The organism is Aggregatibacter sp. oral taxon 513, assembly GCF_018128305.1.
Lineage (GTDB): Bacteria > Pseudomonadota > Gammaproteobacteria > Enterobacterales > Pasteurellaceae > Aggregatibacter > Aggregatibacter segnis_A.
Genome location: NZ_CP072381.1, coordinates 1106566 through 1124834 on the forward strand (window position 1 = coordinate 1106566; position 18269 = coordinate 1124834).

15 protein-coding genes are annotated in these 18269 nt (G+C 42.5%); 6 read left to right on the plus strand and 9 right to left on the minus strand.

Annotated features, from left to right (window positions below; genetic code table 11):
- Window positions 1–47 precede the first annotated feature (47 nt).
- Window positions 48–1499, plus strand: a complete 1452-nt coding sequence (locus J5A60_RS05305; RefSeq protein WP_212509690.1) for a glycoside hydrolase family 32 protein — start codon at window positions 48–50, stop codon at window positions 1497–1499.
- 49 nt (window positions 1500–1548) lie between these two features.
- Here J5A60_RS05305 and uvrD read toward each other — a convergent pair whose 3' ends face one another.
- On the minus strand, window positions 1549–3723 hold the full coding sequence (gene uvrD / locus J5A60_RS05310) for a DNA helicase II (RefSeq protein ID WP_212509691.1): 2175 nt from the start codon (window positions 3721–3723) through the stop codon (window positions 1549–1551).
- A gap of 167 nt (window positions 3724–3890) precedes the next feature.
- Entirely contained in the window at window positions 3891–5240 is a 1350-nt protein-coding gene (locus J5A60_RS05315) for a GntP family permease (RefSeq protein WP_212509692.1), read from the minus strand.
- Between the two features lie 212 nt (window positions 5241–5452).
- Here J5A60_RS05315 and J5A60_RS05320 point away from each other — a divergent pair, with 212 nt between their 5' ends.
- Entirely contained in the window at window positions 5453–5971 is a 519-nt protein-coding gene (locus tag J5A60_RS05320) for a gluconokinase (RefSeq protein WP_212509693.1), read from the plus strand.
- Window positions 5972–6032: 61 nt separating this feature from the next.
- Here the strand turns inward: J5A60_RS05320 and gntR are convergent, their stop codons facing one another.
- Both gntR and fdhD read right to left on the minus strand, forming a co-directional pair.
- Window positions 6033–7031, minus strand: a complete 999-nt coding sequence (gntR, locus tag J5A60_RS05325) for a gluconate operon transcriptional repressor GntR (protein ID WP_212509694.1) — start codon at window positions 7029–7031, stop codon at window positions 6033–6035.
- A 53-nt stretch (window positions 7032–7084) separates the two neighbouring features.
- Window positions 7085–7909: a formate dehydrogenase accessory sulfurtransferase FdhD gene (fdhD, locus tag J5A60_RS05330; protein ID WP_212509695.1), complete on the minus strand. Its 825-nt coding sequence runs from the start codon at window positions 7907–7909 to the stop codon at window positions 7085–7087.
- Window positions 7910–8148: 239 nt separating this feature from the next.
- On the opposite strand from fdhD, the gene fdnG reads away from it, so the two are divergent.
- Genes fdnG through J5A60_RS05350 form a run of 3 tightly spaced genes read left to right on the plus strand, consistent with a single transcriptional unit; the run spans window position 8149 to window position 12872 of the window.
- A complete protein-coding gene (gene fdnG, locus J5A60_RS05340) occupies window positions 8149–11232 on the plus strand; it encodes a formate dehydrogenase-N subunit alpha (protein ID WP_249113868.1) in 3084 nt (1027 codons plus the stop codon).
- A 1-nt stretch (window position 11233) separates the two neighbouring features.
- Window positions 11234–12166 carry a formate dehydrogenase subunit beta gene (gene fdxH, locus J5A60_RS05345; RefSeq protein ID WP_212509697.1) on the plus strand — a complete coding sequence of 311 codons (933 nt, stop codon included), beginning with the start codon at window positions 11234–11236 and terminating at the stop codon, window positions 12164–12166.
- A complete protein-coding gene (locus J5A60_RS05350) occupies window positions 12159–12872 on the plus strand; it encodes a formate dehydrogenase subunit gamma (protein WP_109128682.1) in 714 nt (237 codons plus the stop codon). The genes fdxH and J5A60_RS05350 overlap by 8 nt, the downstream gene beginning before the upstream one ends.
- 116 nt (window positions 12873–12988) lie before the next feature.
- On the opposite strand, the gene modC is transcribed toward J5A60_RS05350, so the two are convergent.
- The 3 genes from modC to modA form a co-directional block, all read right to left on the minus strand.
- On the minus strand, window positions 12989–14050 hold the full coding sequence (modC, locus tag J5A60_RS05355; RefSeq protein ID WP_212509698.1) for a molybdenum ABC transporter ATP-binding protein ModC: 1062 nt from the start codon (window positions 14048–14050) through the stop codon (window positions 12989–12991).
- Window positions 14037–14765 (minus strand): molybdate ABC transporter permease subunit, encoded by a 729-nt coding sequence (modB, locus tag J5A60_RS05360; protein WP_212509699.1) that lies wholly within the window; start codon window positions 14763–14765, stop codon window positions 14037–14039. The genes modC and modB overlap by 14 nt, the downstream gene beginning before the upstream one ends.
- A 67-nt stretch (window positions 14766–14832) precedes the next feature.
- Window positions 14833–15597 (minus strand): molybdate ABC transporter substrate-binding protein, encoded by a 765-nt coding sequence (gene modA / locus J5A60_RS05365; protein WP_212509700.1) that lies wholly within the window; start codon window positions 15595–15597, stop codon window positions 14833–14835.
- Window positions 15598–15802: 205 nt separating this feature from the next.
- Here modA and J5A60_RS05370 point away from each other — a divergent pair, with 205 nt between their 5' ends.
- Entirely contained in the window at window positions 15803–16582 is a 780-nt protein-coding gene (locus tag J5A60_RS05370) for a TOBE domain-containing protein (protein ID WP_109103844.1), read from the plus strand.
- Between the two features lie 63 nt (window positions 16583–16645).
- Here the strand turns inward: J5A60_RS05370 and yfbR are convergent, their stop codons facing one another.
- Window positions 16646–17242, minus strand: coding sequence for a 5'-deoxynucleotidase (gene yfbR, locus J5A60_RS05375; RefSeq protein ID WP_109103845.1), 597 nt, complete (start codon window positions 17240–17242; stop codon window positions 16646–16648).
- 11 nt (window positions 17243–17253) lie between these two features.
- On the minus strand, window positions 17254–18267 hold the full coding sequence (gene degS, locus J5A60_RS05380; RefSeq protein ID WP_109103846.1) for an outer membrane-stress sensor serine endopeptidase DegS: 1014 nt from the start codon (window positions 18265–18267) through the stop codon (window positions 17254–17256).
- Window positions 18268–18269: the final 2 nt, after the last annotated feature.

Genomic DNA, 18269 nt, shown 5'->3' on the forward strand with positions numbered 1-18269 from the left:
GCGTCCTTTGACGCGTGCTAATTGCCCAAACATCGAGGAAAAACCTTATGGCTATTTTCAACAATGGAAAATACAAAAGCATCCTTGCGGCAGAACCCGGTGAGCTTGCGGAAATTGCTCAAACCGTGCTAAAAGACAAAGATTTTCGACCGCACTTTCATATTGCGCCACCAACCGGACTGATGAACGATCCTAACGGTCTCATCTTTGACGGCGAAAAATATCACCTTTTTTATCAATGGTTTCCCTTCGATGCGCTGCATGGTATGAAGCATTGGAAACATTTGATCACCAAAGATTTCCAACATTATCAATCCGCTGACGATCTCATTCCTTGTGAACTGTTTGAATCCCACGGCTGTTATTCGGGCGGCGCCATTATTTGGCAGGAACAAATTGTCGCCTTTTACACCGGCAACACACGTAATGCGGAAAATCAACGCATTCCTCATCAAAATATGGCCATCTTTTCTAAAGAAGGAAAATTGCTCTCCAAACGTTGTCTGCTTAATCAAGCCCCGAAAGGTTATACCGAACACGTCCGCGATCCGAAACCTTTTATCACGGCAGAAGGCAAAATTCGTTTTGTACTTGGTGCACAACGGGAAGATCTCAGCGGTACGGCGATTATTTTTGAAATGGACAATCTTGAGGATACACCGCGTTTACTCGGCGAACTTTCCTTGCCTGCCTTTGATAATAACAAGGTGTTTATGTGGGAATGCCCTGATTTATTGAAACTTGGTAATAAAGATGTGTTTATTTGGTCGCCACAGGGCAAATTACGGGAAGCTCATCAATTTCAAAATAACTACCACGCGGTGTATGCCGTCGGCAAATTGGAGGGCTTAACCTTTCACGCCGAACACATCGCCGAACTGGACCAAGGCTTTGATTTCTATGCACCACAAACTTTTGCAGGTCTTAGCAAGACAGAAAATGCCATCCTGTTCGGTTGGATCGGATTGCCGGACTTAACCTATCCGACAGACAAATTCAAATGGCATTCGGCTTTAACGCTACCAAGAGAATTGCTCTTAGAAGGCAACAAAATCCACCAACGCCCTATCGCCAAAACGTATGAAAATCTGACCGCACTTTCTACGCTTCAGCTTGATAGCAAAGCCGAGATTGCAGACTTAGATCGTGCCTACATAAAATTTGAGTCGAATAATCACGCCTTTGATTTAACCTTCTTCCAAAATGAACAAGGACAATCCTTGCGTCTTTCTTATGAAAACGGATTAGTTTGTTTAGATCGTAGCCAAAGTGAACAAACCGCGTTGATGGAAAAATTCGGTAGTAAACGTTTCTGCGAAATTGAGAATCTGCAAACAGTAGAAATTTTCTTTGATTACTCTGTCATGGAAATTTTTCTCAATCACGGTAAAAAAGCCATGACCTCTCGCTTTTTTATTGAAGCACGGAAAAACGTTGTGGAAAGCAATCAAAAATTAACGTTACAGATTGGTTATCCCAAAGCCATTCAATATCGATAAAAAAAGTGCGGTGAAATTTCACCGCACTTTTTATTTTATCCCGATAAACCTAAACCTTTTCCAGTTTTGCTAAGTGTGCTATCAGCCATTTAATCCCTTGATTTTGGAACGCGATTTGTAAGCGCAAATTATTGTCTGCCCCCTCTACATTGATTACAGTGCCAAAACCGAATTTTTCATGTTTTACTTTTTGCCCCATTTTCCATTCGCTTTCATTGGCAATCGGCGAAACACTGCCTACTTTGGCTTGATTTAAGGCGCGGGTAACTGTGCCGCGTAAACGGATTTCCTGCAAACATTGTTGGGGTAATTCCGAGATAAAACGAGAAGGCAAATGACGTTCTTCTTTGCCATATAAACGACGACTTTCCGCGTAAGAAATGGTGAGTTTTTGTTTAGCACGGGTAATTCCCACATACGCCAAACGACGCTCTTCTTCCAAACGCCCTGCTTCTTCAAAGGAACGGAAACTTGGGAATAACCCTTCTTCCACGCCAATCATAAACACCCGAGGAAACTCCAAGCCTTTTGCCGAGTGCAAGGTCATCATTTCCACACAGGCTTGATGCGGTGCCGCTTGTTCTTCACCGGCTTCTAATGAAGCATGCGTCAAGAACGCCGTAAGTTCTGTCATGTCTTCCGCTTCTTCAGGCTTGATAAATTCGCGGGCGGCAGAGACCAATTCTTCCAAGTTTTCAATACGCACTTCGCCCTTTTCGCCCTTTTCCTGTTTATACATTTCATACAAACCGGAATGTTTAATGACAAAATCCGTTTGTGCAAACAACGGCATTTCTTCCGTATCCCGTTGCAGAGAATTGATTAATTCCATAAAGCGAAGCAAGGCGGTCGCAGCACGACCTGCCAGTTTATTTTCCTGTAACGCCAAATTGGTGGCTTGCCATAAGGTGATTTGATGTTCTCGAGTCAGATTACGCAAGGTGTCCAACGTGCGATCACCAATGCCTCGTGGCGGTGTATTGATTACCCGCTCAAAGGCGGCATCGTCTTGGCGATTAGCAATTAAGCGCAAATAGGCCAAAGCATCCTTAATTTCCTGACGTTCGAAGAAGCGCATGCCGCCATAAATACGATACGGAATTTGTGAACGAATCAACGCTTCTTCAATCACCCGTGATTGACTGTTACTGCGATATAAAATGGCACAATCGTTGAGTTTACCGCCGTCTTCAATCCAGGTTTTAATTTGTGAAGCAACAAACAGCGCTTCATCCAATTCGTTAAAAGCGGCATAAATGCCTACAGGGGCGCCTTGATTTCCTTCCGACCATAAATTTTTCCCTAGTCGGTTGTTGTTATTGGAAATTAACTCATTCGCCGCTTGCAAAATATTCATGGTAGAACGGTAATTTTGCTCTAATCGAATGGTTTGTGCATTGACAAACTCTTTTAAAAATAACTGAATATTTTCGATTTTTGCCCCGCGCCAGCCGTAAATAGATTGGTCGTCATCGCCCACAATCATCACTTTGCCGCTTTTGCCCGCCAACAAACGAATCCATTCATATTGAATTTTGTTGGTGTCTTGAAACTCATCCACCAAAATATGCTGAAAACGTTGTTGATAACGTTGCAAAATCAGAGGCTTGTGTAAAAACAATTCATACGAGCGCAATAAAATTTCGGCAAAATCCACCAGCCCGGCGCGATCGCAAGCATCTTGATAAATCTGATAAATCCGAATCCATTCACGTTCTTGACGATCGTGATGATCATCAATTTGATTCGGACGCAAGCCTTCGTCTTTTTTATTGTTGATATACCAAGCGGCTTGTTTGGGCGGGAAACTTTTTTCGTCAAAATGATGTAATTTCATGAGGCGTTTGAGTAAACGCAATTGATCTTCCGAATCTAAAATCTGGAAATCTTGCGGCAAATCCGCATCAAGATGATGGGCACGCAGAAGTCGATGAGCGATACTGTGAAAGGTGCCGACCCACATACCAAACAAACGCTGATTGCCGTCGGACAAGACGGATTCAATACGATGACGCATTTCTGCCGCAGCTTTGTTGGTGAAGGTCACCGCCATAATGCTCCCTTCGGAGATACCCTCCACGCCAATCAACCACGCAATTCGGTGCGTCAATACGCGGGTTTTACCACTCCCCGCGCCCGCCAACACCAAATAATTGCCCAACGGCGCACTCACCGCTTCCCGTTGTTTATCGTTTAAACCATCTAATAATTCTGCGAAATCCATTATTTTTACTCACAAATACTGTTTTTTTGTACAGGCGAAATTATAGCGAGTTTTGGTAAAAACTCAATGAAGGAAAGAGAAAAGAAGAGAAAGTGCGGTGTTTTTTTCTGATGTTTTTTCATAAAAAAGCGCACCGTAAAAGATGCGCTTTAGTAAAACGAGAAGTATTAGAAAATAATGCTACCGATTAATGCAATGATAAAACCCACAAAGCCGATTGAGGTTTCCAACATAGTCCAGGTTTTTAACGTGGTTTTAGTGTCCATTTCCAAGAAACGACTCATTAACCAGAATCCGCTGTCATTGACATGAGAGAACACTGTGGCACCTGAGGCGATGGAGATCACGATAAAGCATAAGTCCAATTGACTAAGATCGGTCGCCGCAGCAACGGTCGGTGCGATTAATGCAGAGGCGGTAGTTAATGCTACCGTTGCCGAACCTTGTGCTACACGCAGCGCCATGGAAATAATAAAGGCGGCAATAATAATCGGCATACCGGTATTGGATAACATAGCAGACAATTCATCGCCGATACCGCCGGCACGTAATACGCCACCGAACATACCACCCGCCCCGGTGACCAAAATAATGGAGCAAATTGGTCCGAGCGCACTGTTGCAAAGGCTTTCGATTTGTTCGTAGCTACGTTCACCGCGCAATAAGGCAATAGCGATTAACAACGTAATTAATAAAGCAATAGGTGTTTTACCAATTAAACGCAAGCTTTGCACCCACAAGGCTGAACCGTCGATGACTTTTGCAACGCTAAGCGTATTTAAGCCGGTATCAAACAAAATTAAGAAAATCGGTAAAACCAAAATAAATAACACGCGTCCAAACGGTGGTGGGTTTTGAACGGAAGTTTCGCTAATGGCAGAGCTATTCAAAAAGGTTTTCGGCAGTTCCACAAAGAATTTTTTGCTGATATACATACTGAACAAATATGTCCCGATGTACCAAGTTGGAATAGCACAAATTAATCCGACAAGCACCATCAACCCCATGTTTACACCAAGCAAATCTCCGGAAGCAACCGGACCGGGATGCGGTGGTAAAAAGGCGTGCATAACGGCGAAAGCACCGGCAACCGGGAAAGCGTAACGTAAGACAGAACCACCAAAGCGTTTTGCCACGCTAAAAACGATTGGCAACATCACGACCAAACCAGCATCAAAGAAAATCGGAAAACTGAATAATAAGGCGGCAACCCCAAGGGCAAAGGGTGCTTTTTGTTCGCCAAATTTATTGATTAAGGTATCAGCAAGCACTTTTGCTCCGCCGGTCACTTCAAGTAAACGACCAATCATGGCGCCCAAGCCAACCAACAAGGCAACCGATGCCAACGTATTGCCGAAGCCGGTTAATAGCGTCGGCAAAATCTTGTCAACAGAAATGCCTGCTGCAAGTGCAGTCAATAAACTAACTAAAACCAATGCGACAAAGGCATGCATTTTAAATTTAATGATAAGTAGCAATAATAAAAGTACCGCTACGATCATGATGAAAATTAACATAATTCGTCCTCACGCCAGAATGTTACTGGTAACATACTCTTTATCGCAAAATTGGTAAATAGATATCATTTATAACTGTGATCATAATCACAAAAAATATATTCATGCTTAATTCATCTGCAAAATCGGACATTTTATAGCCTAAAAGAATTGTTACCGATAACATTTTTAGGCTAAGCTAAGTCTATTAAAAATCAGAGAAGGAGAAACACATGGCGGCAGGTAAAAGTTTTATTTTAATGGGGGTATCCAGCACCGGTAAAACCTCTGTGGGGACGGAAGTCGCGCATCGTCTGGGGATAAAACTGATTGACGGAGACGATCTGCATCCGCGTGCCAATATCATCAAAATGGGCGAAGGTCATCCATTAAACGATGAAGATCGCGCGCCTTGGTTGGAGCGCATTCGGGATGCAGCATTTAGCTTGGAGCATAAAAGCGAGGTAGGCATTATTGTTTGTTCGGCATTGAAAAAGAAATATCGTGATCAAATTCGTGACGGCAACAGCAATGTAAAATTCCTATTTTTACACGGTTCTTATGATGTAATTTTGGAACGTATGCGCCAACGCAAAGGGCACTACATGAAAGAAAGTATGCTGAAAAGTCAGTTTGAAACACTGGAAGTACCGGGTGCAGATGAACCTGATGTGATTCCTATTGATATTAATGCGTCTTTTGACGAAGTGGTTGAACGTTGTATTCAGGCGCTGAAACCTTATCTCTCTTAGAACAAAAAAGTGCGGTCTATTTTTCAAGTATTTTAAAATGTCTAAAAAAACCACTGCACTTTTATATGCTTTCCCCTAAATGGATCTGGTAGCCTAAATTGATGATGGCGCTTTGCGCGGGAATATTGTCAATTCGCGCCAGTAATTCCTGTGCAGCAATCCGTCCGATGTCTAAACGCGGCGTGATCACCGTGGCAAGTTGCGGCGTGATCGATTGACCAACATCATGCCCGTGGAAACCGGCAACAGCAATTTGCTTGGGCACTTGAATGCCTAGCCGTTGGCATTCAAAAATAGCGCCTATAGCGATGTCGTCATTGGTGCAAAAAATACCTTCAATTTGCGGAAATGTTTCAAGTGCCTGATGTAATAATTCACCACCTAGTGTAAAAGAAGAATGTTCTTTAGTGGCGATCACATGTGGTGTTAACTGATGCCTTGCCATGGCATTTTCATAGCCTTGCTGACGTAAACGCGTGCGTTTATCTTGACGCGCCGCAAAATAAACTACGTTGCGATGCCCACGATTAATCATGGTTTCCACCATCGCTTGTGCCGCCGCGATATTGTCAAAACCGATAACCTGTTGGATACCAACCTCGGTGGTATCCATGATTTCAATCACAGGAATATTCGCCACTTTGAGCATTTTTTTAGTTTTTTCGGAATGCTGACTTTCCGATAAAATAATGCCGTCCACGTTGTAAGACAGCAGACTTTCAATACGACGTTCCTCTTTCTTTTCACTGTAACCGTAATGCGCCAACATGGTTTGATAACCCGCTTTATCGGTAATTTGCTCAATACCACGAATCACATTAGCGAACACCTGATTAGTCAACGACGGTACCAACACACCAATTGCCCGACTTTTAGCATTGGACAAGATATCCGGTGCGCGATTAGGAATATAGCCGAAACGTTCAATAGCTTCCGCAATGCGTGCTTGTGTACCATTCGCCACTGAATCAGGATTGCGTAGATAGCGACTAATGGTCATTTTCGTAATGCCAAGGTAATCGGCAATATCTTGTAATGTCGGGCGTTTATTTTTTGTCATAAAAAAGAAGAAAGCCTAAAGAATAAATAAGATGATTTTAGACTAAGGCAAAATCAATCACAAATTGCTAAACGTTCTCTACCGCTATAAACCGTGGCGCGTCCTGGTCTGGCAAAACCAATTAACGTTAAGTTGTATTGTTCTGCCATTTCTACCGCCAAATCTGTTGAAGCCGAAATCGCAACTAACATTTCAATGCCGGCAGACACTGTTTTTTGCACCATTTCATAACTGGCGCGACTGGTCACAACAATAAACCCTTGGGGCTTGTCCGCTTTGGCATGCCAACCTAATAATTTATCCAACGCCACATGGCGACCGACATCTTCACGAATGGCGAGTAATTTACCTTCCATGGAGAAAAATGCCGCCGCATGCGTGGAGCCTGTTTGTTTACCTAATTCCTGAGCGTCCTGTAATTGCTGTAAGCAATCGTCTAGTTGTGCCACACAGAAGGTTAAAGTGCGGTCTAATTTTTTGACATTTTTATACACCTGTTGAATCTGCTCCGCACCACAAATACCACAGCCGGTTCGTCCCGTTAAGGTGCGTCGATGATCTTTCAATGCCACAAAACAGCGGGTCGCCAACTCAATTCTCGCTTCAATGCCATTGCAGGCTTCTTCAATATCAATGCCATAAATATCACTCGGTTTATCAATAATCCCTTCCGATAAAGAAAACCCCATCGCGAAATCTTCCAAATCTCGTGGAGAACACATCATCACTGTGTGAGAAATATCGTTATAAACCAACGCCACAGGCGTTTCAGTGGCTAAAATTTCTTGTTTCTCAGAAATAGAAATCTTGTTACCGCTTTGTTGCTCATTTGTTAATTTTTTAATAAAGTGAATTAATTTTTTTTTGATCCAACTCAAAATTTTCTATCCTTATAGCCATTATTAATTATGGATTTCTGTACAAAAAATAGGTATTCTACCCGCCGCTACTAGTCAGGTAACTATGCATTTTAATTGTTACATAACTACTCAGCATCGTTTCGCTAAATTTTAATACAAATTTAACAAAAACGACCATCAGATTATCTAGTTAAATACAAATTTAAAACTATCAAACTGAAAACAACAACAAATTTTGTTGATTGTGGGGAGTGTTTATGCAGATCACAAGAAGAAAATTCTTCAAGGTCTGTGCCGGCGGTATGGCAGGAACATCGGTTGCGATGTTAGGCTTTGCTCCGGCTACGGCCTTAGCTGCGCCACGCGAATACAAACTATTGCGTGCGAAAGAATCGCGTCAAACCTGTACATACTGCTCGGTAAGTTGCGGTATGTTGATGTACAGTACAGGTACACCATCTAATACCTTAAGTGGCCACACCGCGACAAATACCCGTTCTAAATTATTCCATATCGAAGGCGACCCGGATCATCCGATCAGCCGTGGTGCGTTATGCCCTAAAGGTGCCGGTGCGTTAGACTTTATCAATAGCGAAAGCCGAACCTTATATCCGGAATACCGCGCGCCGGGTTCCGATAAATGGGAACGTATTTCTTGGCAAGATGCGATTAAACGCATTGCCCGCTTGATGAAAGATGACCGTGATGCCAACTTCGTTGAGAAAAATGCTGAAGGCAACACGGTCAACCGTTGGACAACCACGGGGATTATGACGGCATCGGCAATCAGTAATGAAGCCGCATTGCTAACCCATAAGTGGATTCGCATGTTAGGGATGCTTCCGGTATGTAACCAAGCGAATACTTGACACGGACCAACGGTAGCAAGTCTTGCTCCATCATTTGGTCGCGGTGCCATGACAAACAACTGGGTTGATATCAAAAACGCCAATCTTATTCTTGTTCAAGGCGGTAACCCTGCTGAAGCTCACCCTGTTGGCTTCCGTTGGGTCATTGAAGCGAAGAAAAACGGTGCGAAAATCATCGTTGTCGATCCGCGCTTTAACCGTACAGCTTCCGTAGCTGACCTTCACGCACCAATTCGTTCCGGTTCTGACATTGCCTTCTTAATGGGGGTGATCCGTTACTTATTGGAAACCAATCAAATTCAACACGAATACGTTAAACACTATACCAATGCATCCTTCTTAGTGAATGAAGGCTATAAGTTCGAAGACGGTTTATTCTCCGGATTTGACGAAGCAAAAGGTAAGTATGATAAATCAACTTGGAACTACCAATTTGATGAAAATGGTCATGCTAAACGTGATATGACATTACAACACCCACGTTGTGTCATTAACGTATTAAAAGAACACGTTTCCCGCTATACCCCGGAAATGGTTGAAAAAGTTACCGGTGTAAAACAAAAAACCTTCCTACAAATCTGTGAAGAAATCGGTAAAACATCGGTACCAAATAAAACCATGACGCACTTATATGCGCTTGGCTTTACCGAGCACACAATCGGTACACAAAATATTCGCTCCATGGCAATGATCCAATTGCTCTTGGGTAATATTGGTATGCCGGGTGGTGGTATTAACGCATTACGTGGTCACTCTAACGTACAAGGTACAACCGATATGGGCTTGTTACCGACAATGTTACCTGGCTATATGCGTTTACCGACAGACAAAGAAACGTCCTTCGACCAATTCATGAATGCAATTACGCCGAAAGACATCGTGCCAAACCAAACAAACTATTATCGTAATACATCAAAATTCTTCACCAGTATGATGAAGACTTTCTATGGCGATAATGCGACAAAAGAAAACGGTTGGGGCTTTAACTTCTTACCAAAAGTCGATCGCGTCTATGACCCGATTACTCATGTCAAAATGATGCATGACGGTGAATTGAACGGTTGGATTTTACAAGGTTTCAACGTATTGAACTCATTACCGAACAAAAACAAAACTGTTGCAGGTATGAGTAAGTTGAAATACTTAGTCGTTATGGATCCATTGCAAACCGAAAGTTCCGAATTCTGGAAAAACTTTGGGGAAGCGAACGATGTAGATCCGTCCAAAATCCAAACAGAAGTATTCCGTTTACCAACCACCTGTTTCGCAGAAGAAGATGGTTCTATCGCTAACTCCGGTCGTTGGGTGCAATGGCACCAAAAATCTTGCGATCAACCAGGCGAAGCCTTACCGGATGTAGAGATTTTATCTATGCTCCGTGAAGAAATGCATGAGCTTTACAAGAAAGAAGGTGGTCGCGGTATTGAGTCCTTTGAAGCCATGACATGGAACTATAATATTCCACATGCGCCATCATCAGCTGAACTTGCTAAAGAAGTTAACGGCTATGCTTTAGAAGATCTTTATGACGCAAATGGCAACCTAATGTATAAAAAAGGTCAACTACTTAACTCCTTTGCACACTTACGTGATGACGGTACAACGTCCTCCGGTAACTGGATTTATGTAGGTCAATGGACTGAAAAAGGTAACCAAACAGAAAACCGTGATAATTCCGATCCATCCGGTTTAGGTTGTAACTTAGGTTGGAGTTTTGCATGGCCGGCAAACCGTCGCGTGCTTTATAACCGTGCGTCTTTAGACATTAACGGTAATCCATGGGATAAACATCGTCAGTTAATCAAATGGAACGGCAAAAACTGGAACTGGTTTGATATTGCTGACTATGGCACACAACCACCAGGTTCTGATGCAGGTCCGTTTATCATGTCTGCTGAAGGTGTTGGCCGCTTGTTTGCTGTTGATAAAGTCAATAGTGGACCGGTACCGGAGCATTATGAGCCGATTGAAAGTCCAATTGATACGAACCCGTTACACCCAAGTGTTGTCACCGACCCAACGGTACGTATTTATAAAGAAGACCGTGAATTTATCGGTTCAAATAAAGAGTATCCGTTTGTCGCAACAACTTATCGTTTAACCGAGCACTTCCACAGCTGGACGGCACAAGCGGCATTAAACATTATCGCGCAACCACAACAATTTGTGGAAATCGGTGAGGCACTTGCAGCAGAAAAAGGCATCCAAAAAGGCGATATGGTAAAAGTTACCTCTCGTCGTGGTTATATCAAAGCTGTTGCTGTGGTGACAAAACGTTTGAAAGCGTTAGAAGTTGACGGAAGAACAGTACACCATGTAGGTATCCCAATTCACTGGAATATGAAAGTATTAAATGGTAAAGGTAACCGTGGTTTCTCCACCAATACCTTAACGCCATCTTGGGGTGAATCAGTCACACAAACCCCGGAATACAAAACATTCCTAGTTAATATTGAGAAGGCGGAGGTATAACATGGCTGGAACTGCTCAAGGCGTTCAAACGCAAGACATTATCAAGATCTCCGCTACATCAGGTTTAACTGAGCCGCCACGTGCGCGTGATCACAAAGTTGAAGTGGCAAAACTCATTGATGTATCCACCTGTATCGGTTGTAAAGCCTGTCAGGTAGGTTGTTCGGAATGGAATGATATTCGTTCTGATGTGAATGCCCAATGTTTGGGGATTTATGACAACCCGGTTGATCTCAATGCAAAAGCATGGACGGTGATGCGCTTCAACGAAGTGGAAGAAAATGATCGTTTAGAATGGTTAATCCGTAAAGACGGTTGTATGCACTGTCAAGAGCCGGGCTGTTTAAAAGCTTGTCCGGCACCGGGTGCGATTATCCAATATGCAAACGGTATCGTGGATTTCCAATCTGACAAATGTATCGGTTGTGGTTACTGTATCGCAGGTTGTCCGTTCAACATTCCACGCATGAATCCGGAAGACAATCGTGTGTACAAATGTACCCTTTGTGTTGACCGTGTTTCTGTGGGTCAAGAACCGGCTTGTGTGAAAACCTGTCCGACCGGTGCAATTCGTTTCGGTTCCAAAGAAGAAATGAAAATCTACGCGGAACAACGTGTCGCAGATCTTAAAGCGCGCGGCTATGAAAATGCCGGTGTTTACGATCCGGAAGGCGTCGGTGGTACGCATGTAATCTATGTATTACACCATGCAGATAAACCTGAATTGTATTCCGGTTTACCGAAAGATCCACAAATCGACACAACCGTTACGTTATGGAAAGACATCCTGAAACCGGTTGCTGCGGTTGCCATGGGTGGTCTTGCACTTGCTGAAATCGGTCACTACCTCACAGTAGGCCCGAATGAGGAAGAAGATGTTGAAGATCATCACGAAGAATTTGAAGATAAAGAGGGAGGCAAAAAAGATGAGTAAAGGTAAATTTGAGATTACCAATGATACCCGTATCATTCGTCACAAACTCCCAGCGCGTCTAAGTCACTGGTTCTTAGTAATCAGTTTCTTCTTAACCATGTTTACCGGGGTAGCGTTCTTCTTCCCTGACTTTGCATGGTTAACGGAAATTCTTGGTACACCACAACTTGCCCGTGCGATTCACCCGTTCACCGGTATTTTAATGTTTATTGCCTTTGTGTTCTTATGTTCACTCTACTGGCACCATAACATTCCGGAGAAAAACGATATTCGTTGGGCGAAAGGAATGCTTGAAGTCTTAAAAGGTAACGAGCACGCTGTTGCTGATAACGGTAAATATAACTTGGGTCAAAAAATGTTGTTCTGGACATTGATCCTTGCCATGTTTACCTTAATGGGCTCCGGCATCATTATGTGGCGTCAATACTTCTCGCACCACTTCTCTATTCCGGTGTTGCGTATCGCCATCTTGTTGCACTCTGTTTGTGCCTTTATGTTGTTCACCGGTATCCTAGTACACATGTACATGGCATTCTGGGTGAAAGGCTCCATTCGTGGTGTCGTTGAAGGCTGGGTAACCGTTCGCTGGGCGAAAAAACACCACCCGAAATGGTATCGCGAAGAAGTGCTTCCTGAGTTAGAAAAAGACGTTGTACGGGAAGAGAAAGGCGAAAAGACCAAAGTCATCTTTAAGAAATTTAGCTAATCTAAAAGTGCGGTTAAAAAACGCAATCAATTTTGACCGCACTTCTTGTTGAAGCAAACTATTAAAGAAAAGAAAACAGCACCTTAAAGGTGCTGTTTTTGTATGTATCAATAAAATTATGCCGACATCACGGAAATCGCTTTAATTTGCGCATAAACCAATTGTCCCAGTTGTAACGCTAAATCATGGAAAGACCATTTACTGATACTTGCCCAAAGGTGTTTTCCGCCAATATCCAGTTTTAAATCTACTCGATTTTCCAGTTCTAAAATCTTAACAATCCGTCCATACAACGTGTTGCGAATACTCGATTGTTCTACTTTATTCAAACTAATCGACACATCAGAACTATGAATGCAAATTCGCACTTTCTCATTGATCTGCGCCTCAACTTGATTAATCCAAATGTTCTGATCGCCAATCGAAAGTGCGGTCATTTTATAAGATGGATTATGCATAAAAACAGGCAAAGAAAGCACCGCACTTTGTTCGTTTTCTTGCTTCCAAGGAAGAAACAGCGGACTTTCCCAAATACTTTCTAACACATCATAAGCTTCAACTTTGCCATTAGTGAGCAATACAACCCGCTCAGCTAAACGCAACAATTCATCAAGACTGTGGGTCACATACAAAATAGGGATGTTAATTTCTTTCGATAACCGTTCCAGATAATTCATCAACTCACGTTTACGCGGTAAATCCAACGCAGAAAGGGGTTCATCCATTAATAAAATTTCCGGATCCGTCAATAATGCACGCCCGATGGCAACCCGTTGTTTTTCACCACCGGATAAGGTTATCGGATAGCGTTTTAACAAATGGCCGATACCTAGCAACTCAACAATATAGTTAAATTCATCTTTGCTGGTGTTTTTCATGCCATAACGCAAATTGCCATTCACCGTATAATGAGGAAATAAACGGGCATCCTGAAAAACATAGCCTATGTTGCGCTGATTGATCGGCACACAAACATTTTCTGCCGAATTGAACAATTCACGATCATTTAACGCAATCACACCTTCATCCGGATTAATCAATCCGCTGACAAGATTAATGAGGGAAGATTTCCCCGAACCTGACAAACCAAAAAGTGCGGTGACACCTTGCGATGGAATATCTAAATGCGCTTCTAGGGGTAAAGTACCTAACTGTTTTTTTACATCAATGTGCAGCATCGCTTTGTCCTAATCTTTTTTGCATACGTTTTGCCAACCATTCTGATAACAATAAAGAAATCAGCGATAAAATCACAGCAAAGACACATAATCTGGCCGCTTGTTCTTCCGCTCCCGGTGTTTGAATAAAGGAATACATGGCCAAGGGAATGGTTTGGGTTTCGCCGGCAATATTGGACACAAAGGTGATGGTGGCGCCGAATTCCCCTAAAGAACGCGCAAAACCGAGCACAATGCCGGCAAGAATGCCCGGTAAAGATAACGGTAAGGTGATAGTTAAAAATACCCGCCATGCAGAAGCACCTAATGTTCTGGCGACCTGCTCTAATTTTAAATCGATACTTTCAAGGGAAAGGCGAATGGCACGCACAACCAAAGGGAATGCCACCACCGCAGAAGCTAATACAGCCCCTTTCCAGCTAAATCCAAAGGTCAATCCAAACCATTGATACAAATACTTGCCGATAAAACCATTGCGTCCCATGGCAACCAATAAAAGATAACCAATGACAACCGGCGGCAACACCAAAGGCAAGTGAATAATCCCGCCCACAATGGATTTGCCATAAAAATCTTTTCGTGCCAAAAGCCATGCCACCAAAACAGCAACAGGCAAACTCCATACCATAGCGCTGACGGAGACTTCCAAACTCAAGCGAATGGCATCGATTTCTAATGGGCTCAAGCCTAATAACACCAGAAACTCTGTAAGCAAAATTCAATTCCCTATATAAACAAAGCGTAGCACAATGGCTACGCTTAATGAGTCAAAGTCGGTTTGCTTATTTTACAGAGAAACCGTAATCCGCAAATACTTTTTTCGCTTCAGGTGATTCTAAGTATTTCAAGAATGCTTGCGTTTCTGCATTATTGTGATCTTTTAAAATCGTAACCGGATAATCCGCCGGTTTGTAAGAATCTTGTGGGAACACGCCAATCGCTTTCACTTCTTTGCTTACTTTCGCATCAGTTGCATACACAATACCTAAAGGTGCTTCACCACGTTCAACTAAGGCTAATGCCGCACGCACGTCTTTGGCACGAGCTAATTTGTCTTTGACTTGATCCCATAAGTTTAATTTGGTTAACGCTTCTTCCGCATATTGACCTGCAGGCACGTGTGCAGGGTCACCTACAGACAAATAAGCATCTTTTAATTGGTTAATCCATTCACCTTTTGCGATATCAACGTTTTGTAATTTGCTGTCTTTTTGTGAGATTAAAACCAGTTCATTACCCACTAATAATTTTTCGGTTTCTTTAACGGTTACCCCTTTTTCTGAAAGGTATTTCATCCATTTTGTGCTGGCTGAAATAAATAAATCCGCTGGTGCACCTTCTTCAATTTGTTTTGCTAAGGTTGAAGAGGAAGCAAAAGAAAATACCACTTCTTCTTTTGGATTTACTTTTTTGTAATCTTCTGCCACTTGTTTTAATGAATCGGTCATGGAAGCAGCAGCAAACACAGTCACTTTCGCCTGTGCAGAAAGAGAGAATGCTAAACAAGCCGCCGCTAAACCGGCAGCGATTTTTGAATATTTAAACATAGTAAAAACTCCGTTTTGGTTGGTTAATAAATTATATATAGCATAAATTATACAACGAAAATAGAGAAATAAAAGGTGTATAACCCATTATTTAAAAAACAAAATATATCCTAACCTTTCGGAGGTAGGGTTAAACATTCTTATTCTTTTAGAAATATAGTATGATGTGCCGCATATAGTCGTCAGCGCAATTTTGAGGAACACGATGAACGGAACAGAAATTTTACTCACCATCAAACTGAAAGAAACCCTTTTCGCCGATCCTAAACGCATCCGTTTATTACAAGAAATTGAAAAATGCGGTTCTATCAATCAAGCGGCTAAAAATGCCAATGTCAGTTATAAAAGCGCTTGGGATCACCTTGAGGCGATGAATCAAATCAGCCCGAAACCGTTGTTAGAACGTAATATCGGTGGGCGAAATGGTGGCGGAACGGCATTAACCGTTTATGCACAACGTTTATTAAAACTCTATGACTTATTAGAACAAACCCAAGAAAAAGCCTTTGATATTTTGCATGATGAAAAAGTGCCGTTAAACAGTTTGCTCTCTGCCATGGCGCGTTTTTCTTTGCAAACCAGTGCCAGAAACCAATTTTTCGGCAAAGTACAAGCATTAAGATTTGAAGATGTTCACTGTTTTGTGGACATTCTTTTAGAAGATTTTGACAAACCGCTGACTGTCTCTATCACTGAAAAAAGTGCGGTGCGTTTAAAACTTGAATCTGACAAAGAAGTAATGGTGATGTTTAAAGCACCATGGGTCAAAATTACCGCCAATCCGCAAGAGAATTTGCCAAATCAATTTAAAGCAACGGTCACCTCCATTATTGACAAAGGCGAAGCCGGTGAAGCAATTTTAGTGTTAGAAGGCTCAAACATCGAATTCTGTGCAACACTCACGAAAGATCAACATGTAGAAATCAATCAGTCCGTTTGGGCTTCTGTTGATCCGGAACAGGTGATTATTGCGACGCTTTATTAATCTCTAAAGACAAAAAGTGCGGTGATTTTTCACCGCACTTTTGTAAGAAACGCAATAAAAAATTTACAATGTAATTTCATCAATGGATTTACCGAAACTCGGCACAAATACCTGCAAAAAATAATCCATTTCGGGGCTTTGCCATTGAGCCATCAATTTTTCTAACCGCACTTTTGCCGATTTAAATTCCTGATTGCCATTTTCCAGCTCAAATTTCACCTTAATATAAGCACAAATTAAATCCGCCTGCTTCACAATGTGCTTTTCTTCCTCTGCAAAACATTGAGTATCCAAGTAGGGTAAAAAATCGGCTTGTAATGCTTCCGGCAATAAACTCATTAAATGCAACTCAGCAGCTGTTTCAATTTGTTTATAGGCGTGCGTAATCTCTTCATTGAAATATTTGATTGGTGTAGGCAAATCGCCGGTGAAAATTTCCGAGGTGTCGTGATACATCGCCATCACGGTAATACGATCCGCGTTGAGTTGGGCACCGTAAAAACGGTTTTTAATGAGCGCCAATGCATGGGCAACAAAAGCCACCTGCAAGCTGTGTTCCGCCAAATTCTCTCGTTCAATATTGCGCATGAGCGACCAGCGCTGAATCAATCTTAAGCGATCCAAACAGGCAAAAAAATGACTGGTTTTAATTTGTTCCATGCCACAGTCCATTAATTAAAAGTATATTCTTCGATAACCACAGGAATCTTATACACTTGACCCAAGCGGGAAATTTCAACCTGAACCTGTGTATTCGGACGCACATCCGCAATAAGTTTCATCATGTCTGCCGGCGAACGTGCCTCGACCTCATTGATTTTCAGAATAATATCGCCTGCCTGTAACCCTGCTTTTGCAGCCGGGCTATTCGGAATAATGTTGGTGATTAGCACCCCTTGCGAAGATGCCCCTTGCCCATTGCTAAATAAAATATCCGTTTGCACACCGAAATAGCCACGAATGACACGTCCATCACGAATAATTTTTTTCATGACGTCATTGGCTAAATCAATGGGAATCGCAAAATTTAAGCCTTCCGCAATTTCATTGGCGGTTTTGCCTATACTCAACGTGCTGATACCCAATAGCTCACCAGCAGAATTAATTAACGCACCGCCGGAATTACCTCGGTTAATGGATGCGTCAGTTTGGATAAAGTTTTGGCGGCCCAGTGCTTCACCAACCGCACTACGCCCTACCGCACTGACAATCCCTTGCGACACACTTTGTCCCAAATTATATGGATTACCAATGGCCAGCGCCACATCGCCCACATGCACCGGGCGGTTTGGATTTTGTGGAATCGTGGATAAGTTATCCGCTTTGATTTTTAACACAGCTAAATCCGTTAACGCATCCGAACCAATTAATGCCGCATCAAAAATGTTGCCATTTTGCAATGCCACCACAATTTGATCGGCATTTTGAATCACGTGTTTGTTGGTCAAAATATAGCCGTCTTTTGACATGATCACGCCGGACCCCAAGTTATTCACTTGAAACTGAGAGGAAGAGGAAGTAAAGGCTTGATTATAAACATTCACCACGGCAGGCGAGGCAATACGCACGGCGTCACGGTAAGAAGCAACATCATGTTGAGAGTCAGTGATTTTAGGCATGACATACAAAATCACGGCAGCGGAAGCCAAGCCGATAATCGCCGAATGAAAAAGTTTCTTTAACATCA

Bases quoted from the DNA above. Each gene is read 5' to 3' on its own strand.
- J5A60_RS05320 (WP_212509693.1), top strand. From the start codon at position 5,453: ATGGCGGCAGGTAAAAGTTTTATTTTAATGGGGGTATCCAGCACCGGT.
- gntR (WP_212509694.1), bottom strand. From the start codon at position 7,031: ATGACAAAAAATAAACGCCCGACATTACAAGATATTGCCGATTACCTT.
- modA (WP_212509700.1), bottom strand. From the start codon at position 15,597: ATGTTTAAATATTCAAAAATCGCTGCCGGTTTAGCGGCGGCTTGTTTA.
- J5A60_RS05305 (WP_212509690.1), top strand. From the start codon at position 48: ATGGCTATTTTCAACAATGGAAAATACAAAAGCATCCTTGCGGCAGAA.
- J5A60_RS05315 (WP_212509692.1), bottom strand. From the start codon at position 5,240: ATGTTAATTTTCATCATGATCGTAGCGGTACTTTTATTATTGCTACTT.
- J5A60_RS05370 (WP_109103844.1), top strand. From the start codon at position 15,803: ATGAACGGAACAGAAATTTTACTCACCATCAAACTGAAAGAAACCCTT.
- modC (WP_212509698.1), bottom strand. From the start codon at position 14,050: ATGCTGCACATTGATGTAAAAAAACAGTTAGGTACTTTACCCCTAGAA.
- J5A60_RS05350 (WP_109128682.1), top strand. From the start codon at position 12,159: ATGAGTAAAGGTAAATTTGAGATTACCAATGATACCCGTATCATTCGT.
- yfbR (WP_109103845.1), bottom strand. From the start codon at position 17,242: ATGGAACAAATTAAAACCAGTCATTTTTTTGCCTGTTTGGATCGCTTA.
- uvrD (WP_212509691.1), bottom strand. From the start codon at position 3,723: ATGGATTTCGCAGAATTATTAGATGGTTTAAACGATAAACAACGGGAA.
- degS (WP_109103846.1), bottom strand. From the start codon at position 18,267: ATGTTAAAGAAACTTTTTCATTCGGCGATTATCGGCTTGGCTTCCGCT.
- fdxH (WP_212509697.1), top strand. From the start codon at position 11,234: ATGGCTGGAACTGCTCAAGGCGTTCAAACGCAAGACATTATCAAGATC.